Here is a 20,259-nt window from a genome sequence, read left to right on the forward strand (position 1 = left end):
CTTTAGCTTCTCGCTAGAGATTACGAATTCAATGTTACAACAAATTGAACGTAAGTATGGTTCAGATGCTCTCACCCGAATACAAAAATGGACAAAAACAATTCATAATCAAGAAAACTCTAAATTCGAGGATATTTTATATAATGTAAATAACTTTTTTAATAGGATCCCCTATCATTCTGACCTCGAGCATTGGAACAAGACCGATTATTGGGCAACCCCCATAGAAATGCTGGGCACAAATGGTGGTGATTGTGAAGACTACGTTATCGCCAAGTACTTTTCTCTTCGCCAGCTTGGCGTTCCCGACAGTAAACTCCGTATGATGTTTGTCACCGCGCTGAGTGTTAACCAAGCGCATATGGTATTGGCTTATTATCCAGAACCCAATGCAATTCCACTCATTCTTGATAATATAAACCCCAGAATATTACCCGCCAACAAGCGACGCGATCTACGCCCCGTTTATAGCTTTAATGGTGAAGGTCTGTGGTTGGCCAAAGCGCAAGGACGAGGGTCAAAATTAGGTAGCTCTAAACACAAGTTATGGGACGATTTAACTGCTCGAATTGAGCGTGACTTTTAATAATAACAGGTAAAACTATGTCACTTACTAAACAATTCAGTATTGGCTTTTTAGTGGTTTTAATGCTGGTATTCTTCGGTACGGTTTATATTAACGTAAACAACTTCCGTACTTATATTGAAGATCAGTTAAATTCACACGCACAAGACACCGCTACCTCGCTGGGTTTGTCTATTAGCCCCTATGTGGGTGATGAGAGTACGCTGCCCATAGTGGAGACCATGGTGAACGCCATATTTGATAGCGGGTATTATCAGTCCATAATTTTAAAAGACATGGAAGGGGCTATTCTACTGTCTAAAGAGAACCCCCCTGCTCCGCAAAGTGTACCAGACTGGTTTAGAGATCTATTCCCTTTACAACCCCCTGTGGCTGAAACCGAAATTAATTCGGGCTGGAATATTGCTGGCACCATGACAGTAAAAAGCCACCCAGGTAAAGGTTATGCGCAGTTGTGGCAAAACGCCAATGACACCTTCAGGTTTACTTTACTGTTATTTATTGTAGGCAGTGCCCTGCTGTATGCCGTTCTACGTATTATTATTACTCCAATATTTGCTGTGGTTTCTGCCAGCGAACGCATTAGCGCCCGTGACTTTAGTGAAATTGACGACGTACCTAAAACTAAAGAGTTGAACCTAATGGTACGCGCCATCAATAAAATGGCGGGTATATTAAACAAACAACACAAAGAGCTAACCGCACAGGCTAAAAGTTATTACCAGACCGCCTATTTGGACTCGCTTACCCAATTAGGGAATAAACTGGCACTAGATAACCGCTTAGCGCGTTTGTTTTCAGACAAAGAACAATCACCCTCGGGCTTTTTAGTGATTATTCGCTTATCTAGCCTTGCCCATGTGAATGAAGCTGAGGGCGGGCAAACCGCTGACATTTACATTAAAACCTTAAGCCACATTTTAACTGAGCAAGGGGCAAAGGTGAGCGCTGAAACGTATCGTGTACGTGGCGGCGACTTTGTCATGCTACTCGAAAACGTAAATGAAGAGCGTTGTTGTCAAATGCTAGACAGCTTAAGTGACGAGTTTAACGCCCAAACACTGCCTATTTATACCAACGGTTTTGCCCACATTGGCGCTGCACGAATTAATGAACTGACTAACAAAGCACAGCTTTTAGAAAATGCCGACGCGGCCTTAACTACTGCAAAGGCTAAACCTAAGCGCTGGCAATTGGCCAGTCAGTTAGAAAAACGTATAAGCCAAACAGAGTGGCGCGACGAGTTTAACCGCATCATTTCCACCAAATCTGTCGATATAGTGAGGCAACCTGTTAAAAACTTTGACGGCCACAATGTGTATTATGAGTGTTATGCCCGTTTTAAAAGCAAAAACAGCGAAAACTATTTACCTATGTCGCAGCTTATTGCCGAAAGTGAACATTTGCATTTTGCTGGCAGCCTAGATTTGGTGATTTTGGAAAAAATACTGACACTTTATAGCCCTACTTCGGGCGAAACAGTGGCAATAAACCTATCTCCTGCATCATTTGCTGAAAAATCTACCATTGAAAAATTTGTAGCGTTACTGACAAATTTCAGCACTATTGCCGAAAATATTGTGATTGAAGTGCAGGAAATTTGCTTACAACACGCCCCAGACAATGTGCACTATTTAGCCGAGCATTTGCGCGCATTAAACGCTAAATTAACGGTAGAGCGCGTGGGTACTAGCATTGCAGCGTTTAGCCACTTACGCAAACTGCGTCCTAACTACATAAAACTAGACGGCAGCTTTACACGAAACATTCACCAGTCAGAAGACAACCAGTTTTTTGTAAGATCACTGGTTAACATTGCCCATGGCCTAAATATTCAGGTTATTGCAGAATTGGTAGAAGAAGAAATTGAGGCACAAACTTTGCAAGAACTATTTGTCGATTACGTGCAAGGTTACTTATACTGTCAACCTTGCTCGTGGCCAGAATTAAGAACAAAATAGTTTAAACTTTAAGCTGGTTTTAAATTGTTTTATTGGTACACTTTGCTTATACCGTGTTCACTCTGTGAAGGAACATGGGAATTTGAAACGGTTATTTACTTTTATGGAGTACTTTATGAAAAGTGCAATGCGCAAGCTTATCTCATTATGCGTTTTAGCGATGTTAGCAATATCGCCGCTAGCAATGGCACAAGACGGCCCCACTGAGACTACTATTAAGGCGGTTATGGCCACCTCAGCAACACCTGCTGACGCTTACGCTACGTTAACAGGTGAAGACTCTCCGCTTAGCGAGGCGCAAAAAGAAGCGCTTATTGCACTAGGCCTTGATGCTGGTATAGCTTTTTTAAACGCTATTGAAGGTGGCTCATCTTTAGCAGCGGCTGCATTAATTGCCACTACAGCCGCAGATGGTGAAGGCGACACTGGTAACCTTACCCAATTAGCGTCTGCATTTAGTTTTGACCCAGCTTCAGGCGAGACAGCAGCTGGACCAGGTACAGGTGCAGGCGTTACTGGTGGTAATGGCGGACCTAGCGCTCCTGGAGCAGGTTCGGGTGGCACTGGTGGCGGTAACGGTGGTGGTAACACAGGTTCGAATAATTAATAAATATTTATAAAAAAGCCCCATTACTTGGGGCTTTTTGCTATTTATAACAACTTCAGGTACTTTTAACTTTTTTTAAGCCTGCAAATAAAGCAACTGAATATAACAACGTTTATGTTAAGAAGTTCTACGTTTTCAAATAAAAATACCCAGTGGCTGTTTTATCTTTTCCTTTTCACAATATTTTGGGCACCTATCCCGCTAGCGTCAAACCGCCCATGGGCATGGGGGTTACTTGAAATATTTTGTTTTGCTATAGCTGCGGGCGCATTAATTTATTATAAGAATAACGTTCTGCATACGCTTAAAGATAATAAAATAAGTATTGCGCTATTTTGTATTTTTACAGCGTGGGTTGCGTTGCAACAAGTACCTCTACCTATTCAAGTAATAAAACTAATTTCACCCAACGCGTTTGAATTGCATGCTTTGTCACCTACTCCTAAAGCATACGCTACTATATCGTTAGACCCAGCCCAAACCACTATCATACTATATAAAACCCTAGCCTATTTCGGTTTGTTTTTATCTACACTGCTTATTGTGAATACCGAAAAGCGCTTAAAAACGGTTATGCTAACCATTGTATTTACTGGGCTGTTTCAAGCGTTGTATGGCAGCCTCGAAGTGTTATTAGGTTTTGAAAAAAGCATAGTATTTCAATTACCCGTTAAGGGCATAGCCACAGGCACCTTTGTATACAAAAACCACTATGCCAACTTTTTAATGTTGTGTTTAAGTATTGGTGTCGGCTACTTAGTCAGTACGTTAATATCGAAGCAAAGCTCCTCTAAAAAAGCCAGATTAAGGCGTTTTTTAGAAACCATGCTTAACGGCAAAGCGGTAGTAAGAATAGCGCTAGCTATTATGGTAATTGCGCTGGTTATGTCACGCTCACGTATGGGCAACACTGCATTTTTTGCGGCAATGACAATGGTTGGTTTATTAGCGTTATTTTTAATAAAAAGGCGTAGCAAAGGCCTCACCATTCTTATTGTTAGTATGTTTGTCATTGATGTATTTATCGTAAGTGCGTGGTTTGGGCTAGACAAAGTAAAAGATAGGCTGGAAAACACTACCCTAACCCATGAGACAAGAGATGAAGTGGTTCGCGATAGCTTACCGTTACTACAGGATTACGCGATTACCGGCTCGGGTTTTGGCAGTTTTTACTCTATATTTCCAAGCTATCAAAGTGAAGACATTCAAATATTTTACGACCATGCCCATAACGACTATTTGCAATTCGCTATTGAAACTGGGCTAATAGCCTGTTTAATTATATTTTTATTACCGTTTATAGCCATAGCTACAGCAATTAAAGCAATGCGACAACGGCAAAACAGCCTAATGCAAGGTTTAGCATTTGGTTGTACTATGGCGATAGTGGGCATGGCTATTCATATGAGCGTGGATTTCCCACTTCAGGCGCCCGCAAATAGCGTTTTATTTATTGTTATTCTAGCGTTAGCGCTACTAACCAACAAAAGGCTTAAACAAGCGTGAGCATGTTTTAGGATTGCGCAAAGTATGGAGAAGCTATTACGTTTAATTACACTTTAAGCGCTTAAACGCCATACCGCTTGTTATCTTATCATCACTCGCTTTTGCTTCTTGCTTTAACCAGGCACACACTAACGCTTGTTTATTGAAACCATATACTAATTCAATTATTTTATTTCTTGCCTTATGGTGCGTTAAGCCCTTAAAAATATGGCTTCTAACTAACTGCTGAACGCTTAAAAACTGCATAAAATCTATTTCTACAAGCCTTAACCCGATATCGGTCCATGCAATATGCACTTCGGGTATATGTTCCCCAAGTTGATGGGCTGTTTTAAGGTAATCTAATGCTTGCTGAATAGCTTCTTTATCATTAGCGCCTTTAGCATAAAACAACTGCTGCCCCCTATTCGCCCAGGTATTTGGCCAGGTAGGTCGTAAGGTTAACGACTGCTTATACAAAGCTTCTATCTGTTCAAAACTCTCCGTAACATCACCTTCATAACCTGCATAAATTCCCCACTGTATTACTTCGCTATGTATATCGTGGTAAAAAGCAAATGTCGGGTGAAATTTTATCGCTTGTGTACTGCCTTGCATTGCAGCGTTATAATCTTGTGCGGTTATAGCGGTATTATTTGCGCGCCAATTGAGTAATTTAGCCTCTACCCCATAATAACTTAGCGACGCCAATGTAGTTTTAATAGGTGTAATACTTAAATAAAAGAACAGGGCTATTACACTAACCACATAAAGCCACGAAGGCAGTTTATTAAATAAGTGCGGTTTTACTTTATGCTGTGTGGCGCTATTATTATGTGTAGCACTATTATTAAAAACCGTTTCTGACATTACATTACGCCCCACTCAGTTAGCTTGTTGCGGTATCAAACCAACAACTGGCTATATTCCACGGTGTTTCCACACAAAGTGTAGTCGCCAGTGCTTCAGAAAAATTACCGGCAACCAATTCGAATGCCTGTTTCATTTCGGGGGGGCGTTTATGCAAATTATGTGCATCGGTGGCGATAATATCGGCATAACCCTCATTAATTATATAGTTTGCACATTGTTGTACCCTTTCACCAAAGGTACCGGTAATCGCCCCTGCCGTAACTTGAAATAGCACCCCTTTCCCTTTTAGCCATACTGCTTTGCTATTATTTGCCAGTATATCTCGGTTACGTTCGGGGTGGGCGATCATAGGAATGATATCGTTGGCCTTTAGCCAATGAATAAGCTGTTCCGTACCCGGTGGAATATGACTATGTGGTAATTCAACCAACAATACCGGCTTGTCATTTAAATAACCCAAATACGGCAATGCGCCTTGCTGTTTTAGCTTTACAATTTCGGGCGTAATACGTATTTCAGCCGCAAAATAGGTGTGTAATGGAATGCCTTCACGTACCAACGCGGCTGCAAATAATTCGTGGGTACTTTTAATAATGTCGATATTGTTATCGAAATAGCCAAAATGAATATGAGGGGTACATACCGTATGGGTAATGCCAGAGTCTACAGCAGCGCGGGCAAGATCTAAAGAAGCCGCCAAATTGGCGGCTCCGTCGTCTATACCTGGCAAGTAATGGCAATGTAAATCAATCATAAATAATTAGCTTAACTCGTTTTTTCATTTTTGCAGCTGTTATAAAAGCCAACAAAGGGCTTTCCGGTAAAGCAGCTACTGCTTGCTTTGAAAAATATATTACTTAGGCTCTACCTGTTGCCCCGTCTTCCGCATCGACGTCAGCGCCGTAACCGTATTGGTCATAGTAGCCACTATAGGCGTAAGCATTGTTCGCTTTACGCACATCGACCTGATTAAGCACAACACCATCTATACGTTTACCCACATTCATAAACCTAGACAAACCATTTTGTACCAATTTTTCATTGGTGGCATCGGCTTTAACCACATATAGCAGCGTATCGCAAAACTCGCTTACTACTATCGCGTCGCTAACTGCCTGAGTAGGTGCCGTGTCTATTACGATGTGCTGGTAGTTTTGCTTCAGTTTGTCTATTAACGCTTTAAAGTTAGGGCTAAACAATAGCTCTTGTGGGTTATGCGACACAGGCCCTGCAGTTATAACATCAATGTTTGAGCTGGCGTCATGAGTAATACACTCATCCAACTGATGGGTGCCTGCAATCAAGTTAGCCAAACCAGGCTGAAAACCCGGTAACCCAAAACGTTTAGAAATAGACGGTTTACGTAAGTCGGCGTCAATCAACAAGGTTTTGCCTAATTGACCAAGCGAGAATGCCAGGTTAATTGAAACCGTAGTTTTGCCCTCTTTAGGTACGCTAGAGGTAACCATAGTCACCTTTTTCTCACCTGTCAGGTCAAGCAGCTGCAAACTGGTTCTTAACGTGCGTACCGCCTCAACAAATGCATGGTGGTCTTTATTAAAGAACTCACGCAACGGTAAATCTTCTTTTTTCTTATGCGGTTGCCAAGGAATTAAGCCCATCATACGTTGGCCAAGCCTACGCTCTACATCGTCTACCGAGCGAATACCACTGTTTAAGAAATCCAGCACCACCGCTATAAACACACCAAAACCTAAACTCAACACAAATGCACTTAACACAATAAGTACTTTATTAGGTTTAGCTGGTTCTAATGGAATGGTCGCTTTATCCAACACTCTGGCATTCGCGGTTTCAAACCCTTCTACTTCGCTAGTTTCTTTAAGGCGCGTAAAAAACGAGTCGTACAATTGCTGGTTAACATCAACTTCGCGCTGCAGTATTTTACGCTGCGAGTCTAAGTTAGTTAGCTTTCTGTAATCTTGTTTAGCGCGCTCTACAGCGGCACGTAGCCGTTGTACCTGCTGTTGAACCTGCTGGTATTCACTGGTAATACCTGAGATAAGCGATTGTACCTGACGGTTTAAGGTTGCTTGCACCGATGACAGTTCTGCCTGAGCTGAAATCATTTTCTGATGCTTAGGGCCATACACTTTACTAAGCTCAGACACCTTGCTTTCAGCTTGCAATTCCGATTTTTTCACATTTTGAATAGAGGGGTGGTTTTGCACTTCCGGTAATTTAGCAAGTTCATCTAAATTACCACGGTAGTTTTGCACCTGTTCATAGATGATTTCGTTCTGCTTTAACCTATTTTCAGCCTGTAGCAATTGCTCACTTAGCCCTTGCAACTCTTCTGAAGCTAAACCTACTACGCCATCTAAATTAACTACTTGCTCACGTTCATAAAAGTCTGAAAGCTTTCTTTCGGATGTATTAAGTCGCTCTCGAAGCCCCTGCAAGCTTTCGTTAAGCCAAGTTGTCGCCTTGTTCGTCATTTCAAACTTAGCTTCAAGGTAGTTTTCAATGTAGACTTCGGCAACTGTATTCGCCACTCTTGCAGCTAACTGAGGAGATTGACTGATATAGGAGATTTTAACAACTTGGGTTTTAGGAATCGGTAATACCGACAAGTCTTCGATAAATAATGAAATCACCTTTTCTTTATATTGCTCAGCCAATTCATCTTCAGTAAATTTCACATCAGAATACTTAGGCAAAAATGTAAGAACAGACCTGACTTGAGCTAATATCGTTATCCCACCCACACTTTCTTTATCATTCAATTTCTCCGCAAAAACGGGATGGTTAACCAAGTCAAGTTTATTAACGACTTTCTCAGCGATATGGCGGGATTTTAATATTTCGTATTGAGTTTCAAAATACTCTTGTTTGCTGGAATCCAAACCATAAACTTGTTCAATAGAAACGACATTGGTTTCTTCTGATTCTATTAGAAGCGAAGCTGTAGATTTATAAAGGGGAGTTAGCGTGAAAGAGATCAGTGCAGCAAGAAGAGTCACAACAATAGCGAGTAACAATATTCGCCATTTGTTGCGATTAACAATACTAATATAATGGCTAAGATCGATGATATCTTCGTCATCCTTTTGCTGCAAATTGGCTTCATTTCCTTGGGCAAGCATAGCACTTCCGTTCAATTGTAATTATTAGAAAAAGCTTTGTTCAATATTTATAATATCGCCAGGCAATATCGCTTGACTTCTGTCAGCAGTTATCTTTACCAATCTGCCATTCACTTCTCTATCTATAAATATTTTTGTTTTGCTTGCACGTTCTGTATACCCACCAGCGAGTGCAGCCGCTTTATCAATAGTTAATCCAGGCTGAAAAGCATAACCCCCGGGCTTTTCTACTTCGCCGTTAATAAAAAACGGGCGATATTCAAGGATGGAAACAGAAACGGAAGGTTCAACTAAGTAGTCGCCCTTTAGCCCTGTGTATATATAATTCTCAAGTTCACCTACTGTCATACCAGTAAGCTTAATTTCACCCAAATAAGGGTAATTGATTACACCAATATCAGTAAGTCGGCTTTCTAAAGTTAGGTCATCCTGACCATACACGTTTATTTTTACTAAATCGCCAGAGCCTAACTTGTACTGGTTAAGCTGACTGGTTTGGGCCAAAGACAATACTGGCGCTAATAGCGCCAGTAACATTATTACTACTTTTTTCATTTAATACTTCCGCTAACAAACTGCGTTACAGCGTTACGCGCATCGACAAGCTAAACACACTGCGGTCAAAGTCAATTGCGTTACGGTTACTGTCACGCTCGTCGTAATCGTAACCTAGCTGTACTAATACGTTACGCTGCATTTGGTAGTTAAGTGACAACCCTAGCGCCATGTTTTCATCTTTACGATCACTGCCGCCGGTATACTTGTCTTCAGAATAAGAAGTACGCACTGTGGTAGACACACGTTCTAACCACTCATGTTCCCATGTCGCCAAGTAAGTTGTGGTTTCAATAAAATCGCCTTCACCGTTAGTTTCGTTAGTATTGGTAAATGCCGAAACATCAACAATTGAATAGGTAAGGGGCGTCCAGGTTACGCCTATTGTCCAGTCTAACCCACTGAAGTTTTCGCGCCCTTCTGCTTTAAAATCTTTTTTACGGTTACCTATTTTGGCATAACCTGTGGTTTGCGCGGTAGACTCCCATTCCACACCCACTAACAAGCGGGTTTCTTCACTGTCTAACGGTGCTGTTGGGTCAAGGGCAAAATCGTACTCAATATCGTTATAAATAACGTCGAAGGTTAAGTCGGTTGCCGGCATTACCTGGTAGTAAAAGGTTGAAGCCAAATTAGTGGTATTGCGATCACGTGAACGATATTCATCGGTGTCTATATCGTAATCTACCGTTGAGTAGCCCGCCGTTAAGTCTATACGGCCTTTCGACGTAAGCGCACCGTATGAATAGGTACCACTTACCGAGGAGTTTTTATAGGTATCTGGCGAACTCAATTCTTCACCACGGCCAATAGAGAAACTGGTGCCACGTGCGTCGTGCCCGTCTTCATAATTGGCCGTTAAGCTTAAGCGGTTACGTACGTTTAGGTCGAAGGCTGCGTCTGCAAAGAAGAGGTGGTCGGTATAGTCGTCGTCTGTACTTTCAAAATAGTCAGCACGGGTAAGCCTGTAACCAACCTGTATTTGGTTTAAACCGTAGTTATTCACCAATACCAGTTCAGGGATAACGGTAGACGCCCAGCTGTCAATTTCGTTATCTTCACTACGAATAACGTTGCTGTCGTGTGACAAACCCACACCCAGTGAGGGGTATAGCTCAAAACCGCCCAAGTCTATACCTGCTGCTTCCTGAGCAAGTACACCCTTACCAATTAATACACTGCAAATAGCAGCTGCAACGTGTAATTTACGCATACTTATATCATCCTTACCTATATACTTTTTTTATCGCTTCCTAGAAACCACTTTTAAGCTAGTGATGCGGTAAATTGTGTTCTCAAAGTGTCAATTAAATTGTATTTAGCTGTTTATTGGCTAGTTACTTTATTGGCTAGCTACTGCCATGCTACATACTTATATATTAAATGCTAAAACCATGCGCTTAAAGCTAACGTCTAAAACTTCTGCGCCCAAAACTCGGTAATACTGCGTCCTATCTAATTAACGCCCACCCAGCTTTTTTTAAATTATTTTCCGTTCTATCTACCGTTATATACAAATAGAATACTACCCGTAGTAGTACGGGTACGCATATTATTATGTCAACGTTGCTGTTTTACTACAGAGTATTTACTACTTTTTCTTTGCTACATGTACTACATACCAGTAAATACTCTGATACGCTTTAACCAACAAAACATAAATCGCTCGCATGGTTATATGATGTCACTATTTATTTAATAGTCAAAGGCTAAATTCAATAAAGGTATACTTTTTATTCTAAAGTTATCTAAATACATAACTTAAATGTATATTATTTAAGCGTTAAATGATTTTTGGTTATAAAAAACAGTCTGTTGTGAAAAAATTGTTACAGATGTCCGTTTTTTAAAAAATTTTCGAAATCCATATTGTATAAACATAGATAATATCTAAAAACAATTACTTAGCTGGGTCCACTCTCCCCTTTACCTACTCTTATACTTATCGCAATACGATAGTTGTTGATCGCGCTGTGCTGTAAACGCTATAGTAGGCGAAAAATAAGATACAGATAGTAATTTAAGCTAAGGCTTTTTAAAAAAACATATAAAAACCACACATCTGTAACTTTTTGCCTAAATACTGGTCGTGCGTTAATTGGCGAGAGCTATGCGTTGGCATACCCTCTTATTGTACGTAGTGTGTATTACTAATACATCGGAGTATTCAAAAGGCTGATATTATGGATAACAAGGCATTTTTTTCTGATCATATGGACGAGCAAAACGATTTAAACAATGCCACAGGCGGCTTTGCTGTTAGGCACAAAACCAGCTTCTCCTCTCTTTACCGGCTTATCGACCTTTCTTTAGTTACCGCGCTTTTTTATGCGTCTTACCTGCTTTTTGGCGTGTCGGTTAATACCGAAGAGTTAGTTTTCTTATTTATCTATGTTATTGCCTTTCAGTTGGTGGCCGAGTCATTAGACTTATACCGTTCGTGGCGCGGGCACAGCACCAGTGAAATTCTAAAAACCACGTTTTATTGCTGGTCTATTGCGTTTATCGCTACCTTAACTATTGGTTTCTTTTTGTATAGTGATGTTACAAAACACCAAAATATTTTGCTGGTGTGGTTTGTGTCTTCCTCTATTACGCTAGTTAGCTGGCGCTATGTTATGCGTAAGTTTTTGTTCCACATTCGCAAAATAGGCATGAATAGCCGACAAGCCGTAATAGTAGGTGCAACCAAAACCGGTTACAACTTAGCCAAACAAATTGAAAAGAATGACCAGTTAGGCATTAATTTTAACGGTATTTACGATGACCGTTCAGCCGAGCGCGTAGCAAAAAATGGCAGGTATGAAGTACTAGGGCGTATTGATGATGCCATTGAATTAGCCAAAGCCGGTAAAATTGATTACGTGTATATTGCGTTGCCTATGGGTGCAGAACCCAGAATAAGAGAAATACTCGACCGCTGTGCCGATACCACCGCGAATGTGTATATTATTCCTAACTTTTTTGTATACAACTTAATGAATTCCCGTTGGCAAAGCATTGGCTCGGTAGAAGCATTAAGTGTGTACGACACGCCGTTTCAAGGCGCAAGCGATCTGCTAAAACGTGCCGAAGATATAGTACTTAGCCTTATTATTCTGGCGTTTCTTACCGTGCCCATGTTAGTGATTGCCACAGCCGTTAAGCTTACCTCGAAAGGCCCAGTTATTTTTAAACAAAAGCGCTACGGCTTAGACGGTAAACAAATTATGGTTTACAAGTTTCGCTCGATGACGGCGCAAGACAACGGTGCCGTAGTAAAGCAAGCGCAAAAGAACGACCCACGTATAACCAAATTAGGCGCGTTTTTGCGCAGAACCTCGCTAGATGAGTTACCGCAATTTATTAATGTGTTGCAGGGCCGAATGTCAATTGTAGGCCCCCGCCCACACGCGGTGGCGCACAACGAGGAATACCGCAAACTAATTAAAGGCTATATGCTTCGGCATAAAGTACGCCCTGGCATTACGGGTTGGGCGCAAGTAAACGGTTACCGCGGCGAAACTGAACAGTTATCGAAAATGGTTAAGAGGGTTGAATACGACATTGAATACATTCATCGCTGGTCGTTGTTTCTCGATCTTAAGATAATATTTCTTACCATTTTTAAGGGCTTTGTGAACAAAAACGCGTACTAGTCACGTAATTAGCCATTGACGAGGTAGCAAAAGAAATTTACCTTTGGCGGTTGAAGTAATAACAAAACGGACATTATGAGCGACGATAATCCTCACTCTACCAGCGGCTCATCAGGCAAGAGTTGGTTAGATAAACTAAAAAATTCGATTTCTGGCGAGCCGAGAAGTAAAGAAGAGTTGGTATCAGTAATTACCGATGCCGAACAAAATGAAATCATTGATCCTCAAACCCGCGAAATGATTGAAGGGGTAATTGGGGTAAATGAAATGCGCGTAAGAGACATTATGATCCCCCGCGCTCAAATGACCACAATAGACGTTGAGCAAAAGGTAGAAGAATTTTTACCAGTTATGCTTGAGTCAGCCCACTCCCGCTTTCCTGTTATCAGCGAAGACAAAGATCATATTGAAGGGATTTTGCTAGCCAAAGATCTGTTGGCCTTTGCGTTTAACGCTGAAAAAGAGTTCAACTTACGCGATATTCTTCGCCCTGCGGTTATCGTACCTGAAAGCAAACGGGTAGACGTATTGTTAAAAGAGTTTCGTCAACAACGCTATCACATGGCAATAGTGGTGGACGAATACGGTGGTGTATCGGGCTTAGTGACCATTGAAGATATACTTGAGATTATTGTTGGCGAGATTGAGGACGAATACGACACCGAAGAAGACGGCACTGACGATATTCGCCCGTTAAACAAATCGACTTATACCGTAAAGGCATTAACCCCTGTCGACGACTTCAACGAATTTTTCGAAACAAAATTCAGTGAGGAAGAAGCCGATACCATTGGCGGCATTGTACTGAAAGCCTTTGGTCATATGCCAGAAACCAATGACGAGATCACCATTGGTGAAATGCAATTTAAGGTGACAAACTGCGACAAACGCCGTTTGATCCAACTTAAAGTGTCGGTACCTTGGCTGGAGTAATCACTCTGGCTACTGCCCTACACTAACTATGTTAAAACGGTTTTCCCCCAGGCTTTTACCCTATCTACTGCTTATATTAAGTGGCGCTGGTCTCACGCTGGCTTTTGCGCCGTTTGATATGTGGTTGCTTACTATTGTGGTATTAGCTTTGGCCATACGCCAAATAATCAAACTTAAACATCGCCCATTTCTCGCCGGCTGGCTGTTTGGCATGGGATGGTTTGGTGCAGGTATTAGCTGGGTACACGTCAGTATTGCTGATTTTGGCGGGCTACCCTTAGTTGCCTCTGTTGCGCTAATGGCTCTGTTATGTGGTTATTTAGCCTTGTACCCTGCCCTTGCCATTAAGCTAACTGCAACCTATTTTAAGCCTGCACTTTGGCCAATGGCGTTACCCTTCTTTTGGGTAGTGGCTGAATGGCTGCGCAGTTGGATGCTGTCTGGGTTTCCCTGGTTATCATTAGGCTACAGCCAAATAGCCAGCCCACTTTCAGGCTTTGCCCCTATTATTGGTGAAACCGGCATTACCGCACTGGTTGTAATAAGTGCCTGTCTACTTGCCCTTATGCACAGTAAGCGCAGTATTACCAATGCCGTTCTCGTCACAGTGTGCCTGTTTGTTAGTGGTTATGTGCTTAAACAACATGATTGGGTTACCCCGAAAACCACGTATTCGGTCGGTATGGCACAGGGCAATATTGCGCAAAGCTTGCGGTGGGTGCCCGAACAAGATGCGCCTACCATGCAGACTTATCTTAATTTAACCGAGAGTTTGTGGGACAACGACTTGATAGTATGGCCCGAAGCTGCCGTACCCAAACTTGAGCCACTGGCACAACCTTACTTAACCCAAGTTAACCTGCGCGCCTTTGAAGAAAATACCGCCCTTATTACCGGTATTGTGAATTACAACTGGGAAACTGACGAAGCATGGAATAACCTGATTGTGCTAGGTAAACGCAATAGTGACGCCACTAGCCCTGATTATCAGTATTTTCACGCTAATCGTTTTGCTAAGCACCACCTACTGCCAGTAGGTGAATTTGTGCCCTTTGAAGACTGGCTGCGCCCGCTGGCACCGCTGTTCGATTTGCCCATGTCGTCGTTTTCACGGGGCGCGTTTCAGCAACCTAATTTACAAGCCAATGGCCTATTTTTAGCCCCTGCCATTTGTTTTGAAATTGCCTTTCCACGACAGGTTATGGCCAATGTGTATGGCCATACCGATATGATTATTACCGTGAGTAACGACGCCTGGTTTGGTCGTTCACACGGCCCTGCCCAACACTTACAAATAGCCCAAATGCGTGCATTAGAACTGGGCCGCCCTGTACTTAGAGCCACCAACAATGGCATTACGGCGTTTATTGATCACCGTGGCAACATAACCGCCCAACTCCCTCAATTTGAAGCGGGTAGTATTACCGCGCCAGTTATCGCAACCACAGGTTTTACACCGTATTACCACCTGCAAGACTTAGGTGTTTGGTTTATAGTTTTAGCCCTGTTCGCAAGTGCATTAATAATAAGAAGAAAGCATTATTAGGGCGTGCGATTTTACTCTTTTCAGGTCACTACAATAACTATTGAGGAATAATTCGTGAATTGGGTCTCTCGTATTTCAAAAACATCAGTCGCGTTAGCACTAACGTTAGGTATGACCAGCGTAGCTGTATGGGCTGACACCATTGTGATCACAGCCGATCGCATGGTCGATGTCAGCCAAGGTAAAATGATAAAGCGGGCGGGTATTATTGTAACTGACAATATCATTGCTGCCGCCGGTGAATTGGGTAAGCTGTCGGTACCAGCGAATGCCAAACGCATCGATTTAGGTGACGCTACCTTAATGCCAGGATTAATGGACATGCACGTGCATTTAACCAGCGATGCGACGCGCCATGGCTACAAGCGTTTGGAAGTCTCACTCCCCCGTGCTGCTATTACGGGCGTAAAACACGCTAAAGCCACAATAGAGGCAGGGTTTACCACAGTACGCAACGTAGGGGCACCCGGCTTTGCCGATGTCGCACTGCGCGACGCCATTAACGCCGGCGATGTTGAAGGCCCCCGTATGTTTGTGGCAGGCCCCAGTTTAGGGGTAACAGGCGGCCATTGCGACAGTAACCTTCTGCCTTACGAGTATGATAATTACAGCGAAGGCGTGGCCGATGGCCCCTGGGAAGTGCGCAAAAAAGTACGTCGCAATATTAAATATGGCGCCACCGTTATTAAGTTTTGTGCCACCGGCGGAGTATTGTCAAAAGGCACCAAAGTAGGTGCACAACAATATACGTTTGAAGAGATGCAGGCACTTATCGATGAAGCCCATTTGCGCGGCCTAACTGTGGCTACTCATGCCCACGGTACCAGTGGAATTAAAGCTGCCATAAAAGCCGGGGTCGATTCCGTTGAGCACGTTAGCTTACTGGACGATGAAGCTATTGTGCTGGCCAAGCAGCACGGCACCTACTTTTCGATGGATATTTACGTAACCGAATATATTCTTGGTGAAGGTGAAAAAGCAGGTATTCTTGAAGAAAGCCTGAACAAAGAGCGCATTGTGGGCAAAACTCAACGCGAGAACTTCAAAAAAGCAGTTGATGCCGGTGTGAATATGGTGTTTGGCTCTGATGCAGGCGTTTACCCACACGGTGACAACCCTAAACAGTTTGCCCGCATGGTGCAATTTGGTATGACTCCCATGCAAGCTATTCAGGCCGCTACCATTAACCCTGCGCGCTTGCTGAAACAAGAGGCCACCTTAGGTAGTCTGGAAGAAGGTAAGTTAGCAGACATTGTTGCCGTACCGGGTAACCCAATGGAAGACATGAGTCTGATGGAAAAGGTAGGCTTTGTGATGAAAGACGGGCGCATAGTAAAACAATATGCTATGTAGCTGAACCATTACGCTATGTAGCTGAACCATTACGCGATGTAGCTGAAACAGTACACGATGTAGCTGAAAAGGTACGCAATGTAGCGAAAGCAATTTGCTATGTAGCGAAAACGGCGCTTAATAAAGCGCCGTTTTTTATAGATGAATTATGGGCGAGACACGCTAATTGCTACCCGCCGCTTGAATAGCGGTAAGCGCAATGGTAAAGACAATATCGTCTACCAACGCACCACGACTTAAATCGTTCACAGGCTTTCGCATGCCTTGTAACATAGGCCCAATACACACTAAGTCAAAACTGCGCTGCACCGCTTTGTAAGTGGTGTTACCTGTATTGAGATCAGGAAATACAAATACGTTGGCTTTACCTGCCACTGGGCTATTTGGGGCTTTGCTTTTACCCACACTTTCAATGGCTGCTGCGTCGTACTGTAATGGCCCATCAATCAACAGATCCGGGCGACGTTTTTGCGCAATCTGGGTGGCTTCACGCACTTTTTCAACGTCGCTACCTGCCCCCGACGTCCCGGTACTGTAACTTATCATGGCCACCCTAGGCTCTATGCCAAACATTTGCGCCGACGTAGCGGACTGAATGGCAATATCTGCAAGCTGCTGGGCATTCGGGTCGGGGTTAATTGCACAGTCGCCGTACACCAACACCTGATCGGGCAGCAACATAAAGAACACCGATGACACCAACGACGCATTTTCAGCGGTTTTAATTAACTGTAACGCCGGGCGAATAGTATTGGCGGTGGTATGCACTGCACCAGAGACTAATCCGTCTACATGATCTTGCTGTAACATCATGGTACCAAGGGTAACGTTATCTTCCAGCAGCTCTTTGGCCACCATTTCGGTAACCCCTTTGTGCCCGCGAAGCTCAACCAATGCTTGCACGTAATCGTTTCTAATGGCTTGCGGAGACAGTATTTCCACGCCCTCTCCCAACACCACACCCTGCTGCTGGGCAATACGCCTGATTTCTGTTTCATCACCCAGCAATACCGGGCGAGCCAACCCCCTTTTGGAACATATCGAGGCAGCCACTACCGTTCGCGGTTCATTGCCTTCAGGCAGCACAATGCGTTTATTGAGCTGGCGGGCGCGGTTGGTCAGATAAAAACGAAACGCCGAAGGCGACAGCTTCTTCTGACGCGACACTTTTTGCGTAAGCGACGTCACCCAGTTTGCATCTAAGCTTTCTGCAGTGTGAACCATTACCTTTTCAATGCGCTGGCTATCGTCTACCGGTACTTCCTGATTAAACGCATGCAGATTCTGCGCAGTTTGCCAGGTATTGGTTTTAACCAGCATAACAGGCAAACCAGTTTCCATGGCTTGTCTGCACAATGCCATAATGTTGTCATCGGGCTGGTAGCCCCCGGTTAGTAGCAATGCCCCCAGCTTAGTACCGTTAAGTGCCGCCAAACAGCACGACACAAACACGTCACCTCGGTCACCCGACATCACCAGTAATGCGCCGGGTTTAAGCGTATGTGTCATGTTGTGAATTTCTCTGGCACAAAACGTCACACTGCTTAATCGGCGAATGGCTAAGTCGCCTTCATTTAACAATGTTGCATTGAGGTGCTTCGCTAAATCGGTGGCCCGCGGCGATACCAAATCAGCATTCCAGTCAATGGTGCCCAGTAAACTTAGCCCTTTTGTGAAAATGGGCAGTTCGCGCAATGCCTGACTGCGAATTTCGTCGTGTTCAGGTGCATCCATTCCGCCAATATCGGCGCGCAGTCGGCCGTGTTCATCCAACGGCGCATTCACTTTATTGAAAATACATCCCACTACTTTTTGGCTTTTGTGGCCGCCATAAGTATCTACCACAATCTCAAGACGATGATTAATGTCGGTAAGCGCGTCGTTGCCCGGCACTGCAACAAAGACAATATCCGCATCAAGGGCACGGCTAATGGCTAAGTTCAGGCGCTCTGCATAAGGATGGTGGCGGGTTGTCACTAAGCCTTCAATCACCGTGACCGCTTCTTGCTCGCTGTTCTCTTCAAAGCGTTCAATAATTTCTTCTAGTAGTTCATCGGTGTGATCGTTACTTATCATGCTTTCAACATAATCAAGCTTAAAAGGCGTGATAGGTTTTACACTGGCATGGTGAGTAATAATGGCGGTTGAACGTTCTTCACCGTTGTCACCTCTGCGAGGCTGAGCGACCGGTTTGAAAAAGTTTAGTTTAATGCCCTGCTCTTCTATAGCGCGCACAAGGCCCATGCTGACCGTAGTAAGTCCCACGCTGGTGCCCACTGGGATCAACATTATTTTACGAGACATAGTGACTCCTGCAATAGTTGTAGTCGCGTCTACAACACGTTTAAAAAGCGCGCCTTGTCAGGCGAACGTAGCGGCTTCTGAAGCAATCACCCACTCTTCATTGGTGGGTACAACATACACCGGCATAGTCGAATTGGTAGCGGTAATTTGACCGCTGTGACCAAACCGCGCTGCGTCATTTTTCTGTTCGTCAAGAGTAATACCGAAGTGGGCAAAGTAGCCCAATGTGGTCTGGCGAATAAGTGACGAGTTTTCACCAATGCCACCGGTAAATACAATAGCGTTAAGTGTGGGCACAGCCACCATATAACCCGCAATATATTTTGCTAACCGATAGCAAAAAAGCTCTATTGCCAGTAATGCACCTTCATGACCTTGCTGCGCTGCGTCTTCCAACGTGCGACAGTCGTTACTTAACTCTGATATCCCCAACAGTCCAGACTGTTTATTGAGTAAATCGCTGATTTCGTCTGCGCTTTTACCCAACTTTTTCTGTAGCGTGCCCGGCAGGCTGGGGTCAATATCACCACAACGGGTGCCCATCACCAGCCCTTCTAGGGGACTGAAACCCAGGCTGGTGTCTACCGCGCGCCCGTTTTCAATAGCCGATACACTACAGCCATTACCCAGATGCGCACTAATAATACTGGTCTCTTCTATGCGCTGGTTAAGCATGGTGGCCATGCTATCTAAAATGAACTTATGGCTGGTACCGTGAAAGCCATAGCGGCGTATACCGTGTTCTCGGTAAAGCGACTTAGGTAAGGCATAAAGATACGCTTTCTCGGGCAGGGTCTGAAAAAATGCAGTGTCGAATACTGCCACATGGGGTAAATCAGGGTACGCCTGTTGCGCGGTTACAATACCCTTTAAATTAGCCATGTTGTGAAGTGGTGCCATACTGGCATAATCTTCAATCGCTTTTAATACGCTGTCATCCACCAATGCGGCTTGTGTGAACTTTTCCCCACCGTGCACTACCCTGTGACCGATGGCAATCGGTGTTACACCGGTGCGCGATATAATGCTTTGAATGACGTTCAACGCTTCACTGTGTGAAGCATTTTCACTAAGGGCTACTTGTTCTTTGTGTCCATTTAACTTGTACGACAAACTGGCGTTTTTATTGCCAAGTGATTCTGCAATGCCGGTTAATCCGGCTTCACCGGTTTGGGCGTCGATAATGGCAAATTTTACGGATGAACTGCCGCAGTTTAAAACAATGACTTCTTTCTTCATGGCTAGATTTTCAAGTGACATGTACTGACTGAGTAGTTGCTTCAATTGTAGCATTTATCAACAATCAAGTTC

General features: G+C 43.6%; 15 protein-coding genes. 8 read left to right on the plus strand and 7 right to left on the minus strand.

The annotated features are described in order from the left end of the window. Positions 1-31 precede the first annotated feature (31 nt). The 4 genes from ACMCM8_RS09805 (at position 32) to ACMCM8_RS09820 (ending at position 4,660) form a co-directional block, all read left to right on the plus strand. The gene (locus ACMCM8_RS09805; protein ID WP_412722461.1) at positions 32-586 is read left to right on the plus strand and encodes a transglutaminase-like cysteine peptidase; all 555 of its coding nucleotides are present in this window, start codon (positions 32-34) and stop codon (positions 584-586) included. A 17-nt stretch (positions 587-603) separates the two neighbouring features. Further along, positions 604-2,547, plus strand: a complete 1,944-nt coding sequence (locus tag ACMCM8_RS09810) for a bifunctional diguanylate cyclase/phosphodiesterase (RefSeq protein WP_412722462.1) — start codon at positions 604-606, stop codon at positions 2,545-2,547. Between the two features lie 115 nt (positions 2,548-2,662). Beyond that, a complete protein-coding gene (locus ACMCM8_RS09815) occupies positions 2,663-3,154 on the plus strand; it encodes a hypothetical protein (protein ID WP_412722463.1) in 492 nt (163 codons plus the stop codon). Positions 3,155-3,268: 114 nt separating this feature from the next. Continuing rightward, complete coding sequence (locus tag ACMCM8_RS09820) at positions 3,269-4,660, plus strand: O-antigen ligase family protein (protein ID WP_412722464.1); 1,392 nt, start codon at positions 3,269-3,271, stop codon at positions 4,658-4,660. A 42-nt stretch (positions 4,661-4,702) separates the two neighbouring features. On the opposite strand, the gene ACMCM8_RS09825 is transcribed toward ACMCM8_RS09820, so the two are convergent. The 5 genes from ACMCM8_RS09825 to ACMCM8_RS09845 all read right to left on the minus strand — a co-directional run bounded on the left by ACMCM8_RS09825 (position 4,703) and on the right by ACMCM8_RS09845 (position 10,387). Next, on the minus strand, positions 4,703-5,509 hold the full coding sequence (locus tag ACMCM8_RS09825) for a hypothetical protein (RefSeq protein WP_412722465.1): 807 nt from the start codon (positions 5,507-5,509) through the stop codon (positions 4,703-4,705). A gap of 19 nt (positions 5,510-5,528) precedes the next feature. Beyond that, positions 5,529-6,266: a tyrosine-protein phosphatase gene (locus ACMCM8_RS09830; protein WP_412722466.1), complete on the minus strand. Its 738-nt coding sequence runs from the start codon at positions 6,264-6,266 to the stop codon at positions 5,529-5,531. A 103-nt stretch (positions 6,267-6,369) separates the two neighbouring features. Continuing rightward, entirely contained in the window at positions 6,370-8,619 is a 2,250-nt protein-coding gene (locus ACMCM8_RS09835) for a GumC family protein (RefSeq protein ID WP_412722467.1), read from the minus strand. A 24-nt stretch (positions 8,620-8,643) separates the two neighbouring features. Beyond that, entirely contained in the window at positions 8,644-9,174 is a 531-nt protein-coding gene (locus ACMCM8_RS09840; RefSeq protein ID WP_412722468.1) for a polysaccharide biosynthesis/export family protein, read from the minus strand. 25 nt (positions 9,175-9,199) lie between these two features. Next, positions 9,200-10,387 carry an outer membrane beta-barrel protein gene (locus tag ACMCM8_RS09845; RefSeq protein WP_412722469.1) on the minus strand — a complete coding sequence of 396 codons (1,188 nt, stop codon included), beginning with the start codon at positions 10,385-10,387 and terminating at the stop codon, positions 9,200-9,202. Positions 10,388-11,357: 970 nt separating this feature from the next. Here ACMCM8_RS09845 and ACMCM8_RS09850 point away from each other — a divergent pair. The 4 genes from ACMCM8_RS09850 to ACMCM8_RS09865 all read left to right on the plus strand — a co-directional run bounded on the left by ACMCM8_RS09850 (position 11,358) and on the right by ACMCM8_RS09865 (position 16,644). After that, positions 11,358-12,812: an undecaprenyl-phosphate glucose phosphotransferase gene (locus ACMCM8_RS09850; protein WP_412722470.1), complete on the plus strand. Its 1,455-nt coding sequence runs from the start codon at positions 11,358-11,360 to the stop codon at positions 12,810-12,812. A gap of 75 nt (positions 12,813-12,887) precedes the next feature. Next, positions 12,888-13,745 (plus strand): CNNM family magnesium/cobalt transport protein CorC, encoded by an 858-nt coding sequence (gene corC / locus ACMCM8_RS09855; protein ID WP_412722471.1) that lies wholly within the window; start codon positions 12,888-12,890, stop codon positions 13,743-13,745. Positions 13,746-13,773: 28 nt separating this feature from the next. Further along, complete coding sequence (gene lnt / locus ACMCM8_RS09860) at positions 13,774-15,291, plus strand: apolipoprotein N-acyltransferase (protein ID WP_412722472.1); 1,518 nt, start codon at positions 13,774-13,776, stop codon at positions 15,289-15,291. Positions 15,292-15,345: 54 nt separating this feature from the next. Further along, positions 15,346-16,644, plus strand: coding sequence for a metal-dependent hydrolase family protein (locus ACMCM8_RS09865; protein WP_412722473.1), 1,299 nt, complete (start codon positions 15,346-15,348; stop codon positions 16,642-16,644). Between the two features lie 162 nt (positions 16,645-16,806). Here the strand turns inward: ACMCM8_RS09865 and pta are convergent, their stop codons facing one another. Both pta and ACMCM8_RS09875 read right to left on the minus strand, forming a co-directional pair. Further along, positions 16,807-18,948 (minus strand): phosphate acetyltransferase, encoded by a 2,142-nt coding sequence (pta, locus tag ACMCM8_RS09870; RefSeq protein ID WP_412722474.1) that lies wholly within the window; start codon positions 18,946-18,948, stop codon positions 16,807-16,809. 57 nt (positions 18,949-19,005) lie between these two features. After that, positions 19,006-20,187, minus strand: a complete 1,182-nt coding sequence (locus ACMCM8_RS09875; RefSeq protein WP_412727672.1) for an acetate kinase — start codon at positions 20,185-20,187, stop codon at positions 19,006-19,008. Positions 20,188-20,259: the final 72 nt, after the last annotated feature.

The organism is Alteromonas sp. D210916BOD_24, from assembly GCF_047159385.1.
Lineage (GTDB): Bacteria > Pseudomonadota > Gammaproteobacteria > Enterobacterales > Alteromonadaceae > Alteromonas.